This window comes from Desulfomicrobium escambiense DSM 10707, assembly GCF_000428825.1.
GTDB classification, from domain to species: Bacteria; Desulfobacterota; Desulfovibrionia; order Desulfovibrionales; family Desulfomicrobiaceae; genus Desulfomicrobium; species Desulfomicrobium escambiense.
The window spans coordinates 79,277-96,515 of sequence record NZ_AUAR01000007.1 but is presented as its reverse complement, the minus strand read 5'-3'; the positions used below and the strand labels follow the sequence as shown (position 1 = coordinate 96,515).

20 protein-coding genes are annotated in these 17,239 nt (G+C 62.8%); 4 read left to right on the top strand and 16 right to left on the bottom strand.

The genetic code is table 11. The features are described 5' to 3' along the window. Positions 1 to 3: 3 nt before the first annotated feature. The 4 genes from G394_RS0108135 (at position 4) to G394_RS0108120 (ending at position 3,906) form a co-directional block, all read left to right on the top strand. Positions 4 to 1,350, top strand: coding sequence for a TrkH family potassium uptake protein (locus G394_RS0108135; RefSeq protein ID WP_245578292.1), 1,347 nt, complete (start codon positions 4 to 6; stop codon positions 1,348 to 1,350). An 8-nt stretch (positions 1,351 to 1,358) separates the two neighbouring features. Next, on the top strand, positions 1,359 to 2,012 hold the full coding sequence (locus G394_RS0108130; protein ID WP_028577234.1) for a potassium channel family protein: 654 nt from the start codon (positions 1,359 to 1,361) through the stop codon (positions 2,010 to 2,012). A 68-nt stretch (positions 2,013 to 2,080) separates the two neighbouring features. Then, positions 2,081 to 2,512 (top strand): acyl-CoA thioesterase, encoded by a 432-nt coding sequence (locus G394_RS0108125; RefSeq protein WP_028577233.1) that lies wholly within the window; start codon positions 2,081 to 2,083, stop codon positions 2,510 to 2,512. After that, positions 2,512 to 3,906, top strand: a complete 1,395-nt coding sequence (locus G394_RS0108120) for a DEAD/DEAH box helicase (RefSeq protein ID WP_028577232.1) — start codon at positions 2,512 to 2,514, stop codon at positions 3,904 to 3,906. Before G394_RS0108125 ends, G394_RS0108120 begins: the two co-directional genes overlap by 1 nt. 71 nt (positions 3,907 to 3,977) lie before the next feature. Here G394_RS0108120 and G394_RS21740 read toward each other — a convergent pair whose 3' ends face one another. The 16 genes from G394_RS21740 to bioB form a co-directional block, all read right to left on the bottom strand. Continuing rightward, positions 3,978 to 4,106 carry a hypothetical protein gene (locus tag G394_RS21740; protein ID WP_281168267.1) on the bottom strand — a complete coding sequence of 43 codons (129 nt, stop codon included), beginning with the start codon at positions 4,104 to 4,106 and terminating at the stop codon, positions 3,978 to 3,980. Positions 4,107 to 4,191: 85 nt separating this feature from the next. After that, positions 4,192 to 4,317 (bottom strand): hypothetical protein, encoded by a 126-nt coding sequence (locus G394_RS21735; protein ID WP_281168266.1) that lies wholly within the window; start codon positions 4,315 to 4,317, stop codon positions 4,192 to 4,194. A 766-nt stretch (positions 4,318 to 5,083) separates the two neighbouring features. Beyond that, the gene (locus G394_RS0108105; protein ID WP_028577231.1) at positions 5,084 to 6,031 is read right to left on the bottom strand and encodes a DUF6402 family protein; all 948 of its coding nucleotides are present in this window, start codon (positions 6,029 to 6,031) and stop codon (positions 5,084 to 5,086) included. Next, positions 6,018 to 6,410 (bottom strand): hypothetical protein, encoded by a 393-nt coding sequence (locus G394_RS21165; protein WP_156902531.1) that lies wholly within the window; start codon positions 6,408 to 6,410, stop codon positions 6,018 to 6,020. Before G394_RS21165 ends, G394_RS0108105 begins: the two co-directional genes overlap by 14 nt. 3 nt (positions 6,411 to 6,413) lie before the next feature. Continuing rightward, on the bottom strand, positions 6,414 to 8,555 hold the full coding sequence (locus G394_RS18490; protein ID WP_051307049.1) for a type VI secretion system Vgr family protein: 2,142 nt from the start codon (positions 8,553 to 8,555) through the stop codon (positions 6,414 to 6,416). A 244-nt stretch (positions 8,556 to 8,799) separates the two neighbouring features. Continuing rightward, on the bottom strand, positions 8,800 to 9,735 hold the full coding sequence (locus tag G394_RS18485) for a phosphotransferase (RefSeq protein WP_156902529.1): 936 nt from the start codon (positions 9,733 to 9,735) through the stop codon (positions 8,800 to 8,802). 8 nt (positions 9,736 to 9,743) lie between these two features. After that, positions 9,744 to 9,917 carry a hypothetical protein gene (locus G394_RS21160; protein WP_156902527.1) on the bottom strand — a complete coding sequence of 58 codons (174 nt, stop codon included), beginning with the start codon at positions 9,915 to 9,917 and terminating at the stop codon, positions 9,744 to 9,746. A gap of 75 nt (positions 9,918 to 9,992) precedes the next feature. Then, positions 9,993 to 11,279, bottom strand: a complete 1,287-nt coding sequence (gene uraA, locus G394_RS0108085; protein ID WP_028577229.1) for a uracil permease — start codon at positions 11,277 to 11,279, stop codon at positions 9,993 to 9,995. 151 nt (positions 11,280 to 11,430) lie between these two features. Continuing rightward, complete coding sequence (gene bioD, locus G394_RS18480; RefSeq protein ID WP_043775151.1) at positions 11,431 to 12,123, bottom strand: dethiobiotin synthase; 693 nt, start codon at positions 12,121 to 12,123, stop codon at positions 11,431 to 11,433. After that, complete coding sequence (locus G394_RS18475; RefSeq protein ID WP_043775149.1) at positions 12,120 to 13,262, bottom strand: aminotransferase class I/II-fold pyridoxal phosphate-dependent enzyme; 1,143 nt, start codon at positions 13,260 to 13,262, stop codon at positions 12,120 to 12,122. Before G394_RS18475 ends, bioD begins: the two co-directional genes overlap by 4 nt. Continuing rightward, positions 13,247 to 13,690 (bottom strand): hypothetical protein, encoded by a 444-nt coding sequence (locus G394_RS21380; RefSeq protein ID WP_043775147.1) that lies wholly within the window; start codon positions 13,688 to 13,690, stop codon positions 13,247 to 13,249. The genes G394_RS18475 and G394_RS21380 overlap by 16 nt, the downstream gene beginning before the upstream one ends. Then, a complete protein-coding gene (locus tag G394_RS0108070) occupies positions 13,687 to 14,865 on the bottom strand; it encodes a beta-ketoacyl-[acyl-carrier-protein] synthase family protein (RefSeq protein ID WP_028577228.1) in 1,179 nt (392 codons plus the stop codon). The genes G394_RS21380 and G394_RS0108070 overlap by 4 nt, the downstream gene beginning before the upstream one ends. Further along, positions 14,865 to 15,254 carry an acyl carrier protein gene (locus tag G394_RS0108065; RefSeq protein ID WP_051307047.1) on the bottom strand — a complete coding sequence of 130 codons (390 nt, stop codon included), beginning with the start codon at positions 15,252 to 15,254 and terminating at the stop codon, positions 14,865 to 14,867. Before G394_RS0108065 ends, G394_RS0108070 begins: the two co-directional genes overlap by 1 nt. Next, positions 15,251 to 15,973: an SDR family NAD(P)-dependent oxidoreductase gene (locus tag G394_RS0108060; RefSeq protein ID WP_028577226.1), complete on the bottom strand. Its 723-nt coding sequence runs from the start codon at positions 15,971 to 15,973 to the stop codon at positions 15,251 to 15,253. The genes G394_RS0108065 and G394_RS0108060 overlap by 4 nt, the downstream gene beginning before the upstream one ends. Beyond that, complete coding sequence (locus G394_RS18465; RefSeq protein ID WP_043775144.1) at positions 15,970 to 16,272, bottom strand: ApeI family dehydratase; 303 nt, start codon at positions 16,270 to 16,272, stop codon at positions 15,970 to 15,972. Before G394_RS18465 ends, G394_RS0108060 begins: the two co-directional genes overlap by 4 nt. Further along, positions 16,263 to 17,231: a biotin synthase BioB gene (gene bioB / locus G394_RS0108050; RefSeq protein ID WP_028577225.1), complete on the bottom strand. Its 969-nt coding sequence runs from the start codon at positions 17,229 to 17,231 to the stop codon at positions 16,263 to 16,265. The genes G394_RS18465 and bioB overlap by 10 nt, the downstream gene beginning before the upstream one ends. Positions 17,232 to 17,239 lie beyond the last annotated feature (8 nt).

Here is a 17,239-nt window from a genome sequence, read left to right as displayed (position 1 = left end):
CGCGTGACCACCATCCGCAAATTCGTCTCTCCGGCGTTTCTGCCGGTTTATTTCTTCGCCGGGACCATTCTTTTCGGCGGCATCCTGCTGCACCTCTCGGCCGCCCAGAACGGTACGGCCATCTCCTGGCTCGACGCCATGTTCACGTCGGTCTCCGCGACCTGCGTGACGGGCCTGACCGTGGTGGACACGGGCACGACCTTCTCGACGTTCGGACTGACCGTCCTGGCCGTGCTGATCCACGTCGGCGGCCTGGGCGTCATGACCTACACGAGCCTGGTCTTCTACCTCTGGCGCCGGCGCGTGACCCTCACGGACCGCCTGGCCGTGGGCGAGTCCCTGCTGGGCGACCCATCTTTCAGGCTGGGGCGTTTTCTGGTTCGGGTCTTCGTGGTCTGCCTGAGCATCGAGGCCGTGGGGGCCATGGCGCTGCAGGCCTTCACCGGCGGCGAGATGGGCTGGTTCGGGGCGTTCTTCCACGCCGTGTCGGCCTTCTGCAACGCCGGCTTCGCCCTCTACCCGGACAACCTCATGCGCTTCGGCGGGGATCTGCCCGTCAGCCTCGTCTTTATGCTCCTCATCTTTCTGGGGGGCATCGGCTTCTACGTCCTGGTGGAATTGCCCGGGTTCTTCGGGTCGCTCCTGGGTTTCAAGCGCCTTTCGGGGCGGCTCAGCTGGCAGAGTTCCCTGGTCATCCGTACCAGCCTGTGGCTCGTATTCTTGGGCTGGGCCGTGTTCCTCTGCATCGAAAAGCCCCAGGACGGCCTTTTTACGGCCGTGCTGCAAAGCCTCTTCCAGTCCGTGACGGCCCGCACAGCCGGGTTCAACACCATGGACATCGGCGTCATGACGGACACGTCCCTTTTCGTGTTCATCCTGCTCATGGTCATCGGCGGCTCGCCAGGATCCTGCGCCGGCGGCATCAAGACCACGACCCTGCGCGTGCTGCTCGGCTTCGGCGCCTCCCAGGTCAAGGGGCGCGAGCAGGTCGTGGTCGAGGGCTACGCCGTGGACGTCCCCACGGTGAACAAGGCCATGACCTTGACCATCCTGGCCGTGGTCCTCGTACTGGCCTCGGTCTTCGTCCTGACCGTGACCGAGGGGGCCAACGTGCCGCACCAGATGGTGCGTGGCAAGTTCATCGAGCTCTTTTTCGAGGCCGCGTCGGCCTTCGGCACCGTGGGACTCAGCACCGGCTTGACCCCGCACCTGTCGGTCCCGGGCAAGCTCGTCGTCATGATGCTCATGTTCGTCGGGCGTCTGGGGCCCATCGTTTTTCTGACCATGCTGCAGGCCTGGCAGACCCGTGAACACTTCCGCCGCGCGGAACGCAACATGCTCATAGGCTAGGAGATCATATGGCACGCAAGGAATTCGGAGTGGTGGGCCTGGGCAAGTTCGGCTTGAGTCTGGCCCGGTCCCTCATGGCGCATGGGCAGCAGGTCGTGGGCCTGGACAGCGACCCAGAAAAGGTCAAGGCCGCGGCCGAGACCCTGACTCACGCCTACCAGGCCGAGGCCGTGGACAAGACGGCCCTGCAGCAGCTGGGTTTCGGCGAACTGCCGGAGGTCATCGTCAGCACTGGGCATTCCATGGAGGCGAGCATCCTCGTCACCCTGTTCCTGAAGGAGCTGGGTTGCCGCAGCGTCACGGTCAAGGCCATCAGCCACGACCACGAGAAGGTGTTGCGCAAGGTCGGGGCCGATTCGGTCATCTTCCCCGAACGCTACGCCGCCGAACAACTGGCCGCCAAGCTGGCCGTGCCGGGCCTCATCGACTACCTGCCGCTGGGCACAAACGTCATTCTGAAGGAACTGGTGGTCGACAAGTGGGCCGGCAAGAACCTGCGCGAGCTGAACCTGACCAATGCCTACGGCATCCAGGTCGTGGCCGTGCGGGCGGCTGACGAACAGCATTTCGTGTTCGTGCCCAAGGCTGATGCGGCCCTGCAGCAGGGGGACACGCTGGCGGTCATCGGGCGGGGGGAGAGTTTGGAGGGGCTTGTATCCTGAAGGGCAGACGGTGGATGATGGACTATATGGACGCAATGGACGAGATGGACGGGATGGACTGGTAAAATATGGCGCGAGTGCAGATTGAGACGCCGCAGGCGTGGCTCTTCCGGGCGCGGCTGGCGGTGCGGGTTTCGGACGTGAATTACGGGGGGCACTTGGGCAATGACCGGGTGCTGGGGCTGGCGCACGAGGCGCGGGTGATGTGGCTGTCGTCCCTGGGGCTGTCCGAGAAGGACGTGGGCGGGGCGGGGCTTATCATGGCCGACGCGGCCCTGCTTTTCCGGGCCGAGGCTTTCCTGGGCGACGAACTGGATGTTGACTTGGGTGTCACGGAAGTGCGGCGCTCGGGTTTTGAGCTGGTCTATCGGTTGACCCGTGTGTCCGACGCGGCCGAGATCGCCGTGGTCAAGACGGGCATGGTCTGCTTCGACTACGCGGCGCGAAAGGTCGCGCGGGTTCCCGAGAGTTTCGCCACACTTTTGGGGTCGCAGGCGTGATGCGCTGCCGGATCAGCCACAAGCTTTTCCTGTCCGACATGCCTGAGTCCGTGAAGGACGCGGTCATGGCCGAGCTGACGCTGGAGAACCCCAAGTGGCTCGAAAACCTGAAGATGGGCCGCACCAATTTCCGCGTCTCCCGGCACCTCAAGTTCTACTCGGCCCGCAAGTGCGGCGGGCTCATCGTGCCGCGCGGCTACGGCGAGCGTCTGGCGCGCATCTGCGCCGAGCAGGGCGAGACTGTCGAGTACGAGGACGAGCGCCGCAGCCTGCCCGAGGTGGACTTTGCTTTTTCCGGGGAGTTGCGCCCCTACCAGCGCACGGCCTGCGAGGCCATGCTGCGCCGACGCTTCGGCACCCTCTGCGCGCCCACCGGAGCCGGCAAGACCGTCTGCGGCCTGTCCCTCATCGCCAGCCGCCGCCAGCCTGCCCTGATCATCGTGCACACCCGCGACCTGGCCATGCAGTGGGTGGAGCGCATCGAGCAGTTCCTGGGCATCCCGGCCCGCGAGGTCGGCATGATCGGGAGCGGCAAGAGCCGCGTTGGCGAGCGCGTCACCGTGGCCACGGTCCAGTCGGTCTACGCCAGGGCCAAGGAGCTGAAAAAACGCGTCGGGCATCTGGTGGTCGACGAGTGTCACCGCGCTCCCAGCCGAACGTTCACGACGGCCGTGACGGCCTTCGACAGCGCCTACAGCCTGGGCCTCTCGGCCACGCCGTATCGCCGCGACGGTCTGACGCAGCTCATCTTCTGGCACCTGGGCGCCATGCACGCCCGCATCGACGGCGAAGACCTCATGGACAGCGGGGCCATCCTGCGCCCGGAGATTTGCATCAGGCCCACGGAATTTTTCACCCGCCGGGACCCTTCGGAGGAATACGCCCTCATCATCGCTGACCTGACCGAGGACTGGGAGCGCAACATTCTCATTGTCGACGAGGTGGATCGCGAAATCCGCGCGGGCGGCGGGGTAGCCCTGGTGCTATCCGACCGCAAGGGGCACTGCCGCGCGCTGCAGGCCATGTTGGCCCAGCGTCACGGCATTGAAGGCGCCGTGCTGACGGGCGACACGCCCCTGCCCGAGCGCAAGAGCCTGGTCGGCCGCATTCAGGACGGCCGCGAAAAGGTCGTCTTCGCCACGGGCCAGCTCATCGGCGAGGGCTTCGACGCAAGCAACCTGACCTCCCTTTTTCTGGCCACGCCCGTCAAATTCAGCGGCCGCCTCATCCAGTACCTGGGACGTGTGCTGCGGCCGTCCATTGGAAAAGCTCAACCAAAAGTTTATGATTTCGTCGATTCACGGGTGGGGGTGCTGGACGCCGCTGCCCGGGCGCGGGCGGCGGTTTACGGCGAGATTTTCGATTCGGGCGGGCCTTCCTCCGACCGCCGCTGACCCATTCAAATCTTCCAGGAAATCCACACCGCGGCCGCGGCCAGCTGAATGAGGATCACAGGCGCGGCTAGTCAGGCGAAGGAGCCGAAGGTGACGGCTTCGCCCGCCTTGCGCGCCGCCGTGACCGCGATGATGTTCGGCGCCGCGCCGATCATGGTCGTGTTGCCTCCCGGAGTCACCACGAAAAGCATGGCCAGCATGACGCCTTTGGCTTCGCCGGGACGCCCGCGCCTCCGGCGGCCAGGTCGGCCGAGGCCAGGATGCCCGCGCTGCGCACTTCTGGGGTCATGATGCCCATCGCCATGAGGATGCTACGCCGAGTCCGGCCAGGGGCATGTGTATCACGTTGGCGCTGATACAGACGACGAGGCCGCCGAACACGGCGAGGCTGATAATGGCGTCGATGCCCATGGCATGCTCCGTGGCGAAGAATCCGGCGGAAGGTTTGGATGCCACCGAAAGAATCTAGCGCACCAGACCGGAACTTCAAGACCTGCCGGACGCGGGACGCTGCATTTCAACTTCAGGTATGGCTCATTTTTTGTTTGCTCAGTGCTCTTATTGCCATGCGCTATCTTGTTCTCCATGCCCGTGTTGATTTTTCTATAAAACTAGTCGCGAATAATCCAATGACATGGCCTATTATATTGTAAGGTATTGAAAGTAAAGTTAATAACCATCCAATGCTCAGTCCTGATACTGCTCCATTATATATATCTTTCCAAAATCGAACACCTGTCGGAAAAAATCCAGCGTGCATGTCGTGGATTACCCAAAGAATACCTCCAGGTATTGAGCTGAGAATTATCGATAAAATAATAACAAAATTTATAGATAAAAACCTTTTTAATCCAATTTGCCTCCAGAAAATATAAGACCAGGCTGTTGAAAGTGCGCTATACGATAGCGCGCATACAAATATATATTGATATGGGTATATGTAATGATACATTATCATTCTTGGCAAAAAACCAAATACACCTACTGGCATTTGTAAATATGAATAATATATATCAAGAAAGTAGTACAAAAGTGACAAGATAGAGTAACTAGAAAACAGATAAATTATAAGGATTGATATCGCTTTTCGAATTTTTGGAGTGTTCATTCGGTTTATCCTTCCATTGAGCGTTTCAAATATCGTCCTTGAGAGTTCCGTTGACACATCGGATGCCGATCATGATCCCGCAAACGCGGGGACGTTTCGCAGCGCATCTCCAAGCGGGATTGTCAAGCCGTATCCGGGAGTCCATTTCACATCGGAATAGATGATGAAATCGCCACCCTTTCCATGCTTTTCCCGGTAGTTTCGAAAGTCATGATTGTGAACATGAAACACAGGCTGGTCCGTCTTGATGAATTTTGCAGCCAGTGCAGCTTCCGGAGACTTCAATCGATATGCTTGAGCCGCTGCACGACCCAATATTTCAGCCTTTCCGAATGTCTTCTCGTTGGTCCAACATCCAAGAAACTGAAACCCATTGAACTCATAGGCGTCTTTGAGATACACTCCGATATTGTCCACCCGAAATGAATCTTTGTTGATGCCGCGCTGCACTTCGCCGACGACGGCAAGCTGCAGCATGCCCAACCCGATGGCACCATACAGATCGTCAATGGTATCCGTGCGTGAGCCAAACATCTGGGTTTGGATCTGGCAATGGGCGTTGAGTTCACGGGCGTTCATGCCGATATTGCCTAAGCGCGAACCATCATCAAATAATTTGTGATTGATTACGTGGTCTTTCAATTTCTTTATTGCTGCTACTGTATTTATATTTCGAAAAATATTGTCATATTCATTTCTTACGCGTTCGAATGTGAGTGCCCACTCCATGGTCACTATTTTATCGTTATAATGGATAGCAGGGATATCTAGAGGATCATCAAAATATTTTTTCCTCAAATATTCGTCTAATACGAATGCATCACTTTCAAACCATCGCTCCATCAATTGTGGCGCGACAGTCCATCCCATCTTGGTCATCACTTTTGGCAGATCTGTCATTTTCAGTCTGTTGATAACAACGATCTTGCCCTCAGAAATATTTGCATCGCTGAGGCGTGATATCGCTGAAAAAGTGGATTCTAAAAATACATCAACAGACTCACTACGGAGCGGCATGATATTCCTCCAATTCTAAATCGTGAGTTATTATGCCTGTCCCAACTATAATGTTAGGGAGACCTCTTTGTGGCCAAGATATACCTGTCCCTTGACCCATTTCATAAACATCGCTCTCGAAAATATATTTTTTCTCTTTAAAATCATAAATTTTAACAAAAAATGGACTATCAAAAGGAAATAATAAATATTTATAATCAAGAGGTATGTAATATTCGACTTTATATCTTTCTCCAGGGCTGAATTTTTCAGATAACTTTCTCGCGCCTAATTTTTTATAAAATTCAAAAATTATTGGAATTGTGAAGTAAAACATAAACATAACAATAAGAATGAGAATAAATTTTTTCATATATTTATTTTTGACATGCTCAGTCATATATTACTCCAAATCAGCATTAAAAGCAGATGACAAGCCGAGACGAACTTCCTTGACACACTTGTCAACCTCAACGTGCGTTCTTCCCTGCATATCCGTCGTTCCGGAAACGATTTCGTCGCCTTCCATCAATATCTCATACGGCATGTTGACCCAAAACCGACTTTCATTGTCCTGCAGGACAAAATGTTCCGTGTATTTGCCCACATATTCGGGTGGTATAGGAAGCAGGGGCCTCGCTCCGCTTCCCACCCCCGGACTCCCGCCCGAGTTGATCCTGACCTTGGTCCCGCCAACGTACACGCCTGAAGGGTCGATCCTGATGAAGCCGCCACCGGCCTTGATGGTCAGTTCCGAGCCGGCCTCGATGACGGTCTTGCGGCCGGCCGCCACGTGGGACTCGGTTCCGGCTTGGAGGAGCCAGTCGTCGTAGCGGCTGTGGCTGCTCCCCCTGACCGTCAGGTGATCGTCGGACAGGAGTTCGACCTTGCGGTCCTGTTCCACGGTCTGCTGATCTTCGCCCTTCACGAGTGAGTAGGAAAAATGGTCGATGGTGCGGTGCTGGTCGCGCAGGACGTGTTCCTTCCAGTCGTTTTTCACGTGCACGTTCACGTCCTTCTCGGCATGGACGAAGATTTCTTCCTGGCCTTTCCTGTCCTCCACGCGCAGTTCGTTGAAGCCGACCCCGCTCGGCGAGGACAGGGATTTGAAGACCGTGCGCGTCTTGTGTTCGGGCAGGAAGTACGGGACCGGGTTGGCGGAGTTGTAGACCCGGCCCGTGACGATGGGCCGGTCCGGGTCGCCCTCCAGGAATGAGACGATAACCTCCTGGCCGATCCGTGGGATGGCCATGGTGCCGTACTGGCCGCCGGCCCAACCCTGGGACACGCGGATCCAGCAGCTCGTGTTCTCGTCGCGCCTGTCCAGACGGTCCCAGTGGAACTGCACCTTCACCCGGCCGTACCGGTCCGGGAAGATCTCCTCGCCATCGGGACCCGTCACGATGGCCGTCTGCTTTTCCGGGATGCGTATCTTGGGATGGTCGGACGCGGGCACGAAGCGCGTCGTGATCGGGATGGCCCGGACATTGGCCGCATACGTCATCCCCCGGTCCGGAGCCTCGTGCTCCAGCACCTGCGGCTGCTCGCCGCGGTGCTCGACCCGCACGACCCACCAGCGGGCGTTGAGTTCCGGTCGGCGGTGACCGAACAGTTCGAAGGAATGTCCGGGGAGCATCCGGGACGCGTCGGTGTGGACATCGATCCAGCGGCTCAGACTGAAATGGCGTAGCAGCTCCATGTCCGCGTAACGCCTGCCGTCTTTCTGCAACTGGTACAGATGGGGATAGCGGTATCGCTCCAGCGTCATTCCTGCGGGGACAGGGGCCTTGACGGAATCCGTCTCCGCCTGGCCGACCTGAAGGTCCAGGCGTGTCTTCTCGAAGTTCCATTCCCGGAAGGTGAAGGCGTCGCTGACAACGGCCTGATTCAGTTCGACTTCCCGGACCACGGCCGTGTCCGTCTCGGTCCCGGCGCCGGGATGGAAGCGCAGCAGGCTCTCGCCGCCGATCATCGGCCCGCCCTCGCGGTCTGAAAAGCAGAGCACATGCCGATCGGCGGAATGCTCGAAGTAGAAGTAGATGCCTTCCTCCTCGCACAGTCGGGAGATGAAATGCAGGCTCGTTTCGCCGTACTGCACGCAGTACTCGCGGGGAGCGTAGTCGAAGAAACATTTGAAGGCGTAGGAATTCCCGGTGAAGTTCTGCTCCTTCAGAATCTGCTCGATGATCTGGAGCACGCTCATGTTCTGGAATATGCGGTGGTCCGTGATCAGGCTCAGGAACCACAGGCGCGGGACGAGCAGGCAGCGGTAGTGGGTGCGGAGGTTGGAGGTATGGAGCTGCGCGAAGTGGCGGATGAGGCCGTGGACATGGCGGACCCCGCCGCTTTTGTCGGCGACGGACAGGCAGGCGGGCTGGCCGAGGAGTTCCGTAAAGTCGACGCCCGAGGATTCGTCCACCAGTTCGATCCCGAACTCGTAGGGCCGGTGGGCCTCTTCGATCCCGGTGAAGGCGAACACCCGGAACGCGTGATCGGCCGGGGCTTCGAAGGTGAACCACGAACTGTCTGCTGTCGGATGCGGCATGGATCCTCCCGGTGCTGTGCGTCGAAGGTTTTCGAAACACTCTGCCAGCATCGGATGGAGAAGCACATGCGGGAGAATAATGAATTATGCGGGGAAAGTTATGGGCAGTGTCGTTGGCCCGGACAGGGAACCCTATAGGAGGCGCGGGGTTGTCGGATCATGAGGGTGGACGAATTGGTCCGATGCTTCCCAGAAGTTTGCGGCGTTCAAGCCCCGTGGTTGCAGGCTCCGAGGCCGCCGCATTTCATGGCCACGATCCAGGCGTTTTCCTCAAGAGTGGCTGTGCCAGAATCTCCATGTAGAAGACCTCGAACTCCGCCGCCTCCGTATCTCCGCGCCGCAGCCACTCGGCCAGCCAGGCGGTCCGCAGGGCAAGAACCCACGTGGGCAGGTGGGCTTCCATCTCTTTGCCGAGCAGGCCTTCTGATCGCAGCGTTTCCAGAAAGGCCTGGACAAATGGGCCTACGAGCGCCCCTTCGCCCTCGCTGCCTACGCAGCCCAGGACCAGGGCCATGTCGTAGAGGGCGCACTTGGGACCGCAGAATTCCCAGTCGATGGCCGCCAGGATCCGGTTCTCCCCCCAGATGACGTTCAGGGGATGGGGGTCGCCGTGGCTGAAGACGGCCGGCAGATGGCCGCATTCGGCCAATCCGAGGTGGAGCGCCGTGAAGATCCGGGCCAGACGATCGTGGACCCGCGGGTGCAGGCGGCGGGTGTCGGTCTCGATGCGGCGGGCGTAGGCGGCCATGTCGAAGGGCGGTTCATCCAGATTCATTCCGCAGGCGGCGCGACGCATGTCTGCCAGATAGCTGGCCAGGGCTTCGCCGCGCCAGGCGTCGCGCCAGTACGTGTCCCGGTCGAGTTCGATGCCCGGCACATACGGGGACAGCTGCCAGAATTTACCGTTCCGGGGCTGCACGTGCCGCCCGTCCCGTCCGGGCACGGGTGCGGCCACGGCCAGACCCGCGCCGGCCAGATGGGCCAGGCGACTTGCCAGGACGGTCTTGCGCGGGACGGACTCCGGGCTCAACTCTTCAAGCAGGAAGGGGCCTGCATCCGTGCGGATCACCATCCGGTCCAGACAGCGTTCCGGGCTGCCCTGGATCGGGATGCCCGGCAGGATCGCCTCGAACGTCAGTCCCCACAGGGCTGCCGTGTCCCGCAGGTTCGCGTCATGCACGTTTCGGCTCACCAGTTGCGGTTCACGTAGCGGATGACGAGGAAGGCCAGGACTGCGATGACCACGGCCATACCGGCCAGCAGCCCGAAGATGTCGGTGCTCTTGCCCAGAAACCTCAGGGCCCCCATGGTCAGAACTCCGACGATGCCGCCGATCCAGAGCCAGGGTGAAAATCTCTTCATTGTTCTCCCCCACATGACGAAAAAAAGGCGGGACAGCAATGTGTCCCGCCTTGGTTGCTGATGTCGATTCCGGGACTAGTGGTCGGCCGGCTGGTTGGTCAGGCCCATGGTTTCGAGGAGGTGGAAGATGATGGACATGAGCATGCCGACCACGGTGCCCAGGGCCATGCCCTTGAGCTGGACCGTGCCGATGCTCACGGCCGTTCCGCTCAGGCCGACGATGAGGACGATGGCGGTAAGGATCAGGTTGGCCGGCTTGGAGTAGTCGACCTTGGACTCCACCAGCATGCGGATGCCCGAGGCGGCGATGACGCCGAAGAGCAGGATGCAGATGCCGCCCATGACCGGGGTCGGGATGGACTGGATGAAGGCCGAGAGCTTGCCGACGAAGGCCAGGCAGATGGAGATGACGGCCGCCCCGCCGATGACCCACACGGAGTAGACGCGGGTGATGGCCATGACGCCGATGTTTTCGCCGTAGGTCGTGACAGGCACGGAACCCATGAAGCCCGACAGGGTGGTGGAGATGCCGTCACCCAGGAGCGAGCGGTGCAGCCCGGGGTCCTTGGTCAGTTCGCGGCCGACGATGTTGCCCGTGACCACGAGGTGGCCGATGTGCTCGGAGATGACTACCAGGGAGGCCGGGATGATGATCAGGATCTTGTCCCAGTCGAAGGCGGGGGTGTAGATGGTCGGCATGGCGAAGACCGGGGCGGCCGAGATGATGTCGAAGTTGACCATGCCCATGGCGATGGACACGCCGTAGCCGACGATGATGCCGATCAGGACCGGGATGACGGCCATGAAGCCTTTGAAGACGATGGAGCCGAAGGCCACGACGAGCAGGGTGACCATGGACACGATGATGGCGTTCATGTCGTAGGCGCCGGTCTTGTCGGGCATGATGCCGGCCATGCCCGTGGCCACGCCGGCCAGCTCAAGGCCGATGAGGGCCACGATGGGGCCCATGGTGGCCGGCGGCAGCACGACCTTGATCCAGTCGGAGCCGAACTTGCCGATAATGAGCGCCACGGTGCAGAAGATCAGACCGGAAACGATGAACCCGCCCAGGGCGTAGGGGTAGTTGCCCCCCCACAGGGCAGCGTCGGCACCGAGGACGACAAAGACCGGGGACAGGAAGGCGAAGCTCGAACCCAGGAAGGCCGGAGCCTTGCCCTTGCACAGGAAGAGGTAAATGAGCGTGCCGATGCCATTCATGAGCAGCACGATGGCAGGATCGATCTTGAATAGGGTGGGGACCAGCACCGAGGCCCCGAACATGGCGAAAAGGTGCTGCAGACTTAATGGGATGCCCTGGAGTAACGGTACCTTTTCCTCGACCTGGATGATTCTTCTGCTCATGAACTGCTTCCTCGATTGGTGATGTGTTGCAAGGCCAAATGGGCCCGTCCCGCGCACACGCCGCACGGGGTCTGCCGTGCAGACCCCAAATCTGCAGTCTCGTACATGCAGAGCAGTGGACGGTCAAGAGCGGCCGGAGGCTGCGGGGGAATCAGTTCGCGAAGGGAACCAGCACATTCCCGAGAAGGGCGAGGTGATGCGGGTCCGGATGCCGCAGGTCGTCGATGCGTCCGATCACTCCGTGCACGCGACGGCCGGAGAAGGATTCGATGGCCGTGATGTTTTCGGTCCGGTCGGGTCCGGGCACTGCGTCGGTCGGGTCAAGGAGGATTGCGCCCAGGCATTCCGCACCCCGCGCGGCGATGGCTTCGAAGGTCAGCAGGGTGTGGTTGATGGTGCCGAGGCCCGCCCTGGCCGCGACGAGGATTGCGGCCCGGCAGGCGATGGCCAGATCGAGCATGTTCTTTTGCGCAGTGACCGGCACGAGCACGCCGCCCGCGCCCTCGACCACCACGATGTCGTGGCAGGCAGTGCGGCCTTCGATGAATCTCTGCAGCGCCTCGAAATCCACGGGTTCGCCTGCGAAGAGGGGGGCCTTGGGCAGGGGGCGGAGGCTGTGGATGCAGTCCGCGGGACTCATGCCGCCGGGCAGTCCTTCCGGCAGGTGGCGGTGCAGGAAGGCCGGGTCGGAATCCGCATCCGGGTCGGTGCAGCCCGTCTGCACGGGTTTGAGGTACACGGCGTCGCGGCCCGCCAGGGCGCGCATGATCAGGAGGCTCAGTACGGTCTTGCCGACGTCCGTGTCCGTGCCGGTTATGAAGATGATTTTTCCGGGCCGTGTCATGATTCCTCCCTCAGCGTCGCGGACAGGGCGTCGCGCAGCGTTTCGACGTGCCGCCTCGTGTGCAGGCTCGTCAGGTTGACGCGCAGGATGGCCTGGCCCAGGGGCACGGTGGGGTAGCGCGCCGCGAAGACGAGCACGCCCCGGCTGCGCAGGCCCTCTGCCAGTCGGACGCTGCGGGCTTCGTCGCCGACCTCCAGGGCCAGGATGTGGGCCGCGCCGCGGACCGGGAGAAGATCCCCCAGGATTCTGCGCGCCTCGTCCCCAAGCTCTTTCAGTTGTGTCCGCGCTTCATCGGCAGCCGCGACGCGCTCCAGCATCGCCGCCACCATGTCCCCGTGCCAGGGCGGCAGGGCGGTGGTGTAGATGAATCCCTGGCCGAAATGGACGAGATGGTCGCGGACCGCCTCCGGGCAGAGGATGAAGGCCCCGAACAGCCCGAAGGCCTTGCCCAGTGTGCCCACGGCCACGTCGGCCACGTCCTGCGCCAGTCCGCGGCCGCCCTCGCCCAGGACGCCGAAGGCATGGGCCTCGTCCACGACGCACAGGAATCCGAATTCATCCTTGAGCCGCTTGAGCGTCACGAAGTCGGGGGAGTCCCCGTCCATGCTGAACAGGGACTCGGTCAGCACGGCCTGCACCGGGTGCGTCTGCAGTATCTTCTCCAAGTGGCTCAGCCGGTTGTGCCGGAAGGTGTGAAAGGCGGCCCGGCTGTGGCGTACGCCGGCCATGGTGCTGGCGTGGGCGCGCTTGTCCAGGGCCAGTGTGTCCTTGTCGTTGAAAATGGTGGCCAGCAGCGTCAGGTTGGCCAGGAAGCCGCTGCCGAGGATCAGGCAGGATTCATACCCGAAATGCGCGGCCAGGGCGCGTTCGGCCTCCACGGTGGCCGAGGAGGTGCCAGTGACCAGGCGCGAGGAGCCCGAGCCGCAGCCCTGCAGGTGGCACAGCTCGGCCCGATGCGCTGCCATGGCCCGGTCCTGGGCCAGTCCCAGGAAGTCGTTGGAGGAGAAGTCCAGGAGTTCTCGTCCTTCCACCACTGCGAAGGCGTCGCGGTGTTCGGACACGGCCAGGAGTTCCCGGCCCAGGCCGGCTGCCTTGCGGGCTTCCACGTCGGCGCGCAGTCTGCTCAGGAGCGGGTGCATAGGGCCTCGAAGCGCTGGCGGAAAAAAATGTCGGGGGACGCCAGGGGTGTATGGCCCATGAGTATCCGGCAGGCCGGAGCGCCGTCCATGATGACATCGTAGGCGGCGCCGGCCGCGGTCTCGGCGATGAGGGTGGCGCGGATGGTCAGCGAGCTGTGGCCCAGCCCCGGAACATGGACAAGGTCCGAGACGGAAGCGAGGAATGCGCGGACCGCGAAGTCGTGGCGGCGGCGCAGGTGCAGCCCGCAGGCCTGGGCCAGGGCTTCCAGGGCCAGATAGGGCGGCAGTCCGTCCGCGGTCCGGGCCACGATTTCCCTCTCGTCGCATGAAACGACGGCATCCAGGGCCATGGAAGGGTCGAAGGCGGAAAAGTCGGCACCGGGCGCGTCCTCAACCCTCGACGCTGCATGGCGTGCATCCGGACTCATGCCGCATCCTTCCCGGCCTTGAATTCTTTGAGGCCCAGACAGGCGTTCTGCCCGCCGAAGCCGAAGCTCTGCAGGAGCAGGTTTTTCGGCCGCAGGGCCATGGGTCTGCGCAACAGGGGGAGGTCCGGCCAGGCCGGATTTTCGAGGTTGGCGATGGCCGGAAATTGGCCGGTCTCGGCGCAGACCAGGCCCACGGCCAACTCCGCCGCCCCGCAGGCCGAGGCCAGGTGCCCCATGCGGGACTTGAAGGCGCACACGGCCCGGGCGTTGGGAACGGTCCCGGACAGGACGGCGGCCTCGGTCTCGTCGTTGAGGACCGTGCCCGTGCCGTGGGCCAGGACGCAGAGGTCCCGCGAGCCGAGTTTTTCCAGGCACAGCCGTACGGCCCTGGCGGCCGCCATGCCCGCTGGGTCCGGGCCCGTAAGGCTGCCTCCGTCCAGGGACGACGAGGCGCCGACAACTTCGGCCAGGATTCTCGCACCCCGCGCCGTGGCGTGATCAAGACTCTCCAGGACGAACATGGCCGCACCCTCGCCGATGGCAAAGCCCGAGCGGTTGCGGTCGAAGGGACGGCAGGCCTCCTCGGGCCGGACGAAATCCGTGGCCAGAACCCCGGCCTGGCGGTAGGCGCGCACCCCTTCGACCGACAGGCGCGAGTCGCCGCCGCCGGCCAGGGCCACGTCGGCCAGGCCCGCGGCCACGGTCCGAAACGCCTGGCCCAGGGCCTGGGTGGAGCCCGCGCAGGCCGTCATGATGGTCAGGTTCTCGCCGTGCAGGCCCAGCTGTTCGGCCAGGGTCGCGGCCAGGGTGTTGGGCAGACAGTCCAGCAGCCACAGGGCCTTGTCCTCGCGCGGGACGGCCTGGAGGTTGGGTCCCAGGCCCAGGAAGAGTCCGGCGCTGTCCAGGTGCTGCGGCCCGAGGTCCGCCTCGGACACCGCGCGCACGGCCGCGGCCAGGCACAGCTGCTGGCCGCGCGTCAGGTAGCGCGCGTTCTTGCAGCGGCCCACGTAGGAGCGCAGGTCGAACCCGGCGACGGGACAGACGGACACGTGCCGGTCGGCGGCCCATCGCTCGAAAGGTCCGTGGGGGGAGTCCAGGGCGGCCAGGACCTCTCCGGGTGTCGAACCCAGGGGAAGGATGAAGCCGCTGGCCGTGATGACCACCCGGCGGGCCATCAGTCCTCCCGATCCCCGGCGCGGTCGGCGGCGTAGGCGATCAGGTCGCGGACCTTGATCACCGGGCCGGTCTCGCGGTCGGTCACGATTTCGGCGATGCGGGCAGAGTCCAGGTGCGGGTACTCGTCGGCCAAGGCAGCCTCCGGGGCAGTTCCAGCCTTGGCCGCGCGGGCCAGGACCTTGCGCATGTTCTTGAGGAACAGCGTGTCGTCATCGACCTCCATATCCAGGCGGTGCTGGATGGCCACGCCTATCTCGAGCAGATCGATGGACTCTGCCCGCAGGTCTCGGACAACGTACGTTTCGGGGGTGATCAGCTCCGGGTCCAGATCGAGGATGTCGGCCAGAATTCCGTTGATGGCAGCCGTGATGGTTTCGATATTGCTCATAGGTATTTCTGCGCCGTCAGTCCGGCGTCCATGGTGATGGTTGTGCAGGTCAGGGCGAGGGCCTGGTCCGACATGAGAAAAAGAAGGGTTGAGGCGGCCTGCTCCAGGCTCACGACCTTGCCGCCGAGCGTCTGCCGTCTGTCGTCGGCGTCCAGGAAGCGCTTCCCCCGGCCGGCGTCGACGAGGCCCAGGCGCAGGCTGACGGAGGTCACGCCGCGCGAACCCAGCTCCAGCCCCAGGCTCTGGTACAACCCCTCGGCCGCGCGTTTGGCCGCGCCGTAGAAGGCCTGGCCCGGCGCGGGCAAGGCCGCGGCGGTGGAAGAGACGAAGACGAGCCGCCCGAAGCGGCGGGGGAGCATGGATCTGGTCACGGCACGCAGCAGGCGCAGACGGCCGGAAACATGGGCTTCGAGATAGCCCTCGGCCTCGTCGCCCGCGGCTGCGGCCAGGCCTTCGAGGTCGCCCTGGGCCAGGTCCACGAGGTAGTCGACGCCGGCGTCGAGGACGGGCTGCAGGGCCCCGAAATCATGATCTCCCAGCTCCAGACGGGGGCTTGCCAAGTCCGGGAAGCGCCGGGCTACGGCCTCGCGTCCCGTCTCCGATGCGTGGGTCGGGATCACGGCCAGCCCTTCGTCACGCAGCAGGGCGGCCAGGGCCAGGCCCATGTCGCTCCCCCCGCCGAGGATGAGGGCCGTGCGGCCGCGAAAGGAGAGCCTCACGGCGCGATCCTCCCCCGGGCGAAGACGGTGTCGCCCTGGCTCAGGATGCAGGCGAACTCACCGCCGCGGTCCTCGATGCGCAGTTCGTACGCACCGGGCGCGGCGAAACGGGCGAAGGAAAAGCGCCGGACCCTCAAGGGCCCCGCATGGCCCAGACGCGCACGCACGGCTTCCAGGCACAGGCCCATGATCAGCGTGCCCGGCACCACCGGGTTGCCGGGGAAATGCCCGTTGAAGCAGGCGTCGTCCGGGTCGAAGGACACGGGCAGGGTCAGCCTCCCGGCCGCGGTCAGATCCATGAGCCCTGCTCCAGCATGCGCGTGTCGGCGTCCAGGCCCCGGCCGCGGGTGGTCAGGTAGTTGCCGATCATCATGCCGTTGGCCCCGGCCAGGGGCAGCCAGGACTGGTAGTCGCCCAGGACCTTCTCGCGCCCGCCGGCCACGGTGATGTCGGCTTCCGGCAGCATCAGCCGGAAAAGCGCCACGGACTTGAGGGCATCGTGGGGCGTCAGTAGCTCCACGTCCTGCAGGGGCGTGCCCGGTATGGGGTTCAGGAAATTGAGCGGCACCGTGTCGACCCCGAGTTCCGCCAGGGTCCCGGCAAGTTCGATGCGCTGGTCCCAGGACTCGCCAAGGCCAAGGATGCCGCCCGAGCAGACCTGCAGGCAGTGTTCTTTGGCCAGCAGCACGGTTTCGATGTCCTGGTCGTACTCGTGGGTCGTGCAGATGGCCGGGAAGTGCGAACGGGCCGTCTCCAGATTGTGGTGGTAGCGGGACAGGCCCGCATCGACCAGACGCCGGACGTACTCCGACGTCAGCAGCCCCAGGGAGGCGCTCAGGGTCATGTCCGTGCGCCGCCTCAGTTCCCGCAGACAGGCGCAGACGCGTTCGATCTCGTCCTCGGCCAGGCGCAGTCCGCTGGTCACGATGGAGTAGCACGAGGCCCCGGCCGCGTGCATTGCCAGACCGCGTTCGACCAGTTCCTCCAGCGGGAGAAGGGGGTGCGTTGGGCTGCCGGTTCGGTAGTGTCCGCTCTGGGCGCAGAAGACGCAGTCCTGGGAGCAGGTCCCGGACTTGGCGTTGATGATGGAGCAGGTGAAGGACACGCGCCCCCTGGCATTCATGACCGCGTTGGCGGCGAAGAGCAGGCCGGTGGTGTGCTCCCGGCCGAGGGCGGCCAGGGCGCGGCCGTCATCCTGCGTCAGGGCGCCGCCCTGGAGGATGCGGTCGAGAAGGGTGCTGACGAGTGGGTGAAGCATGGTGTTTC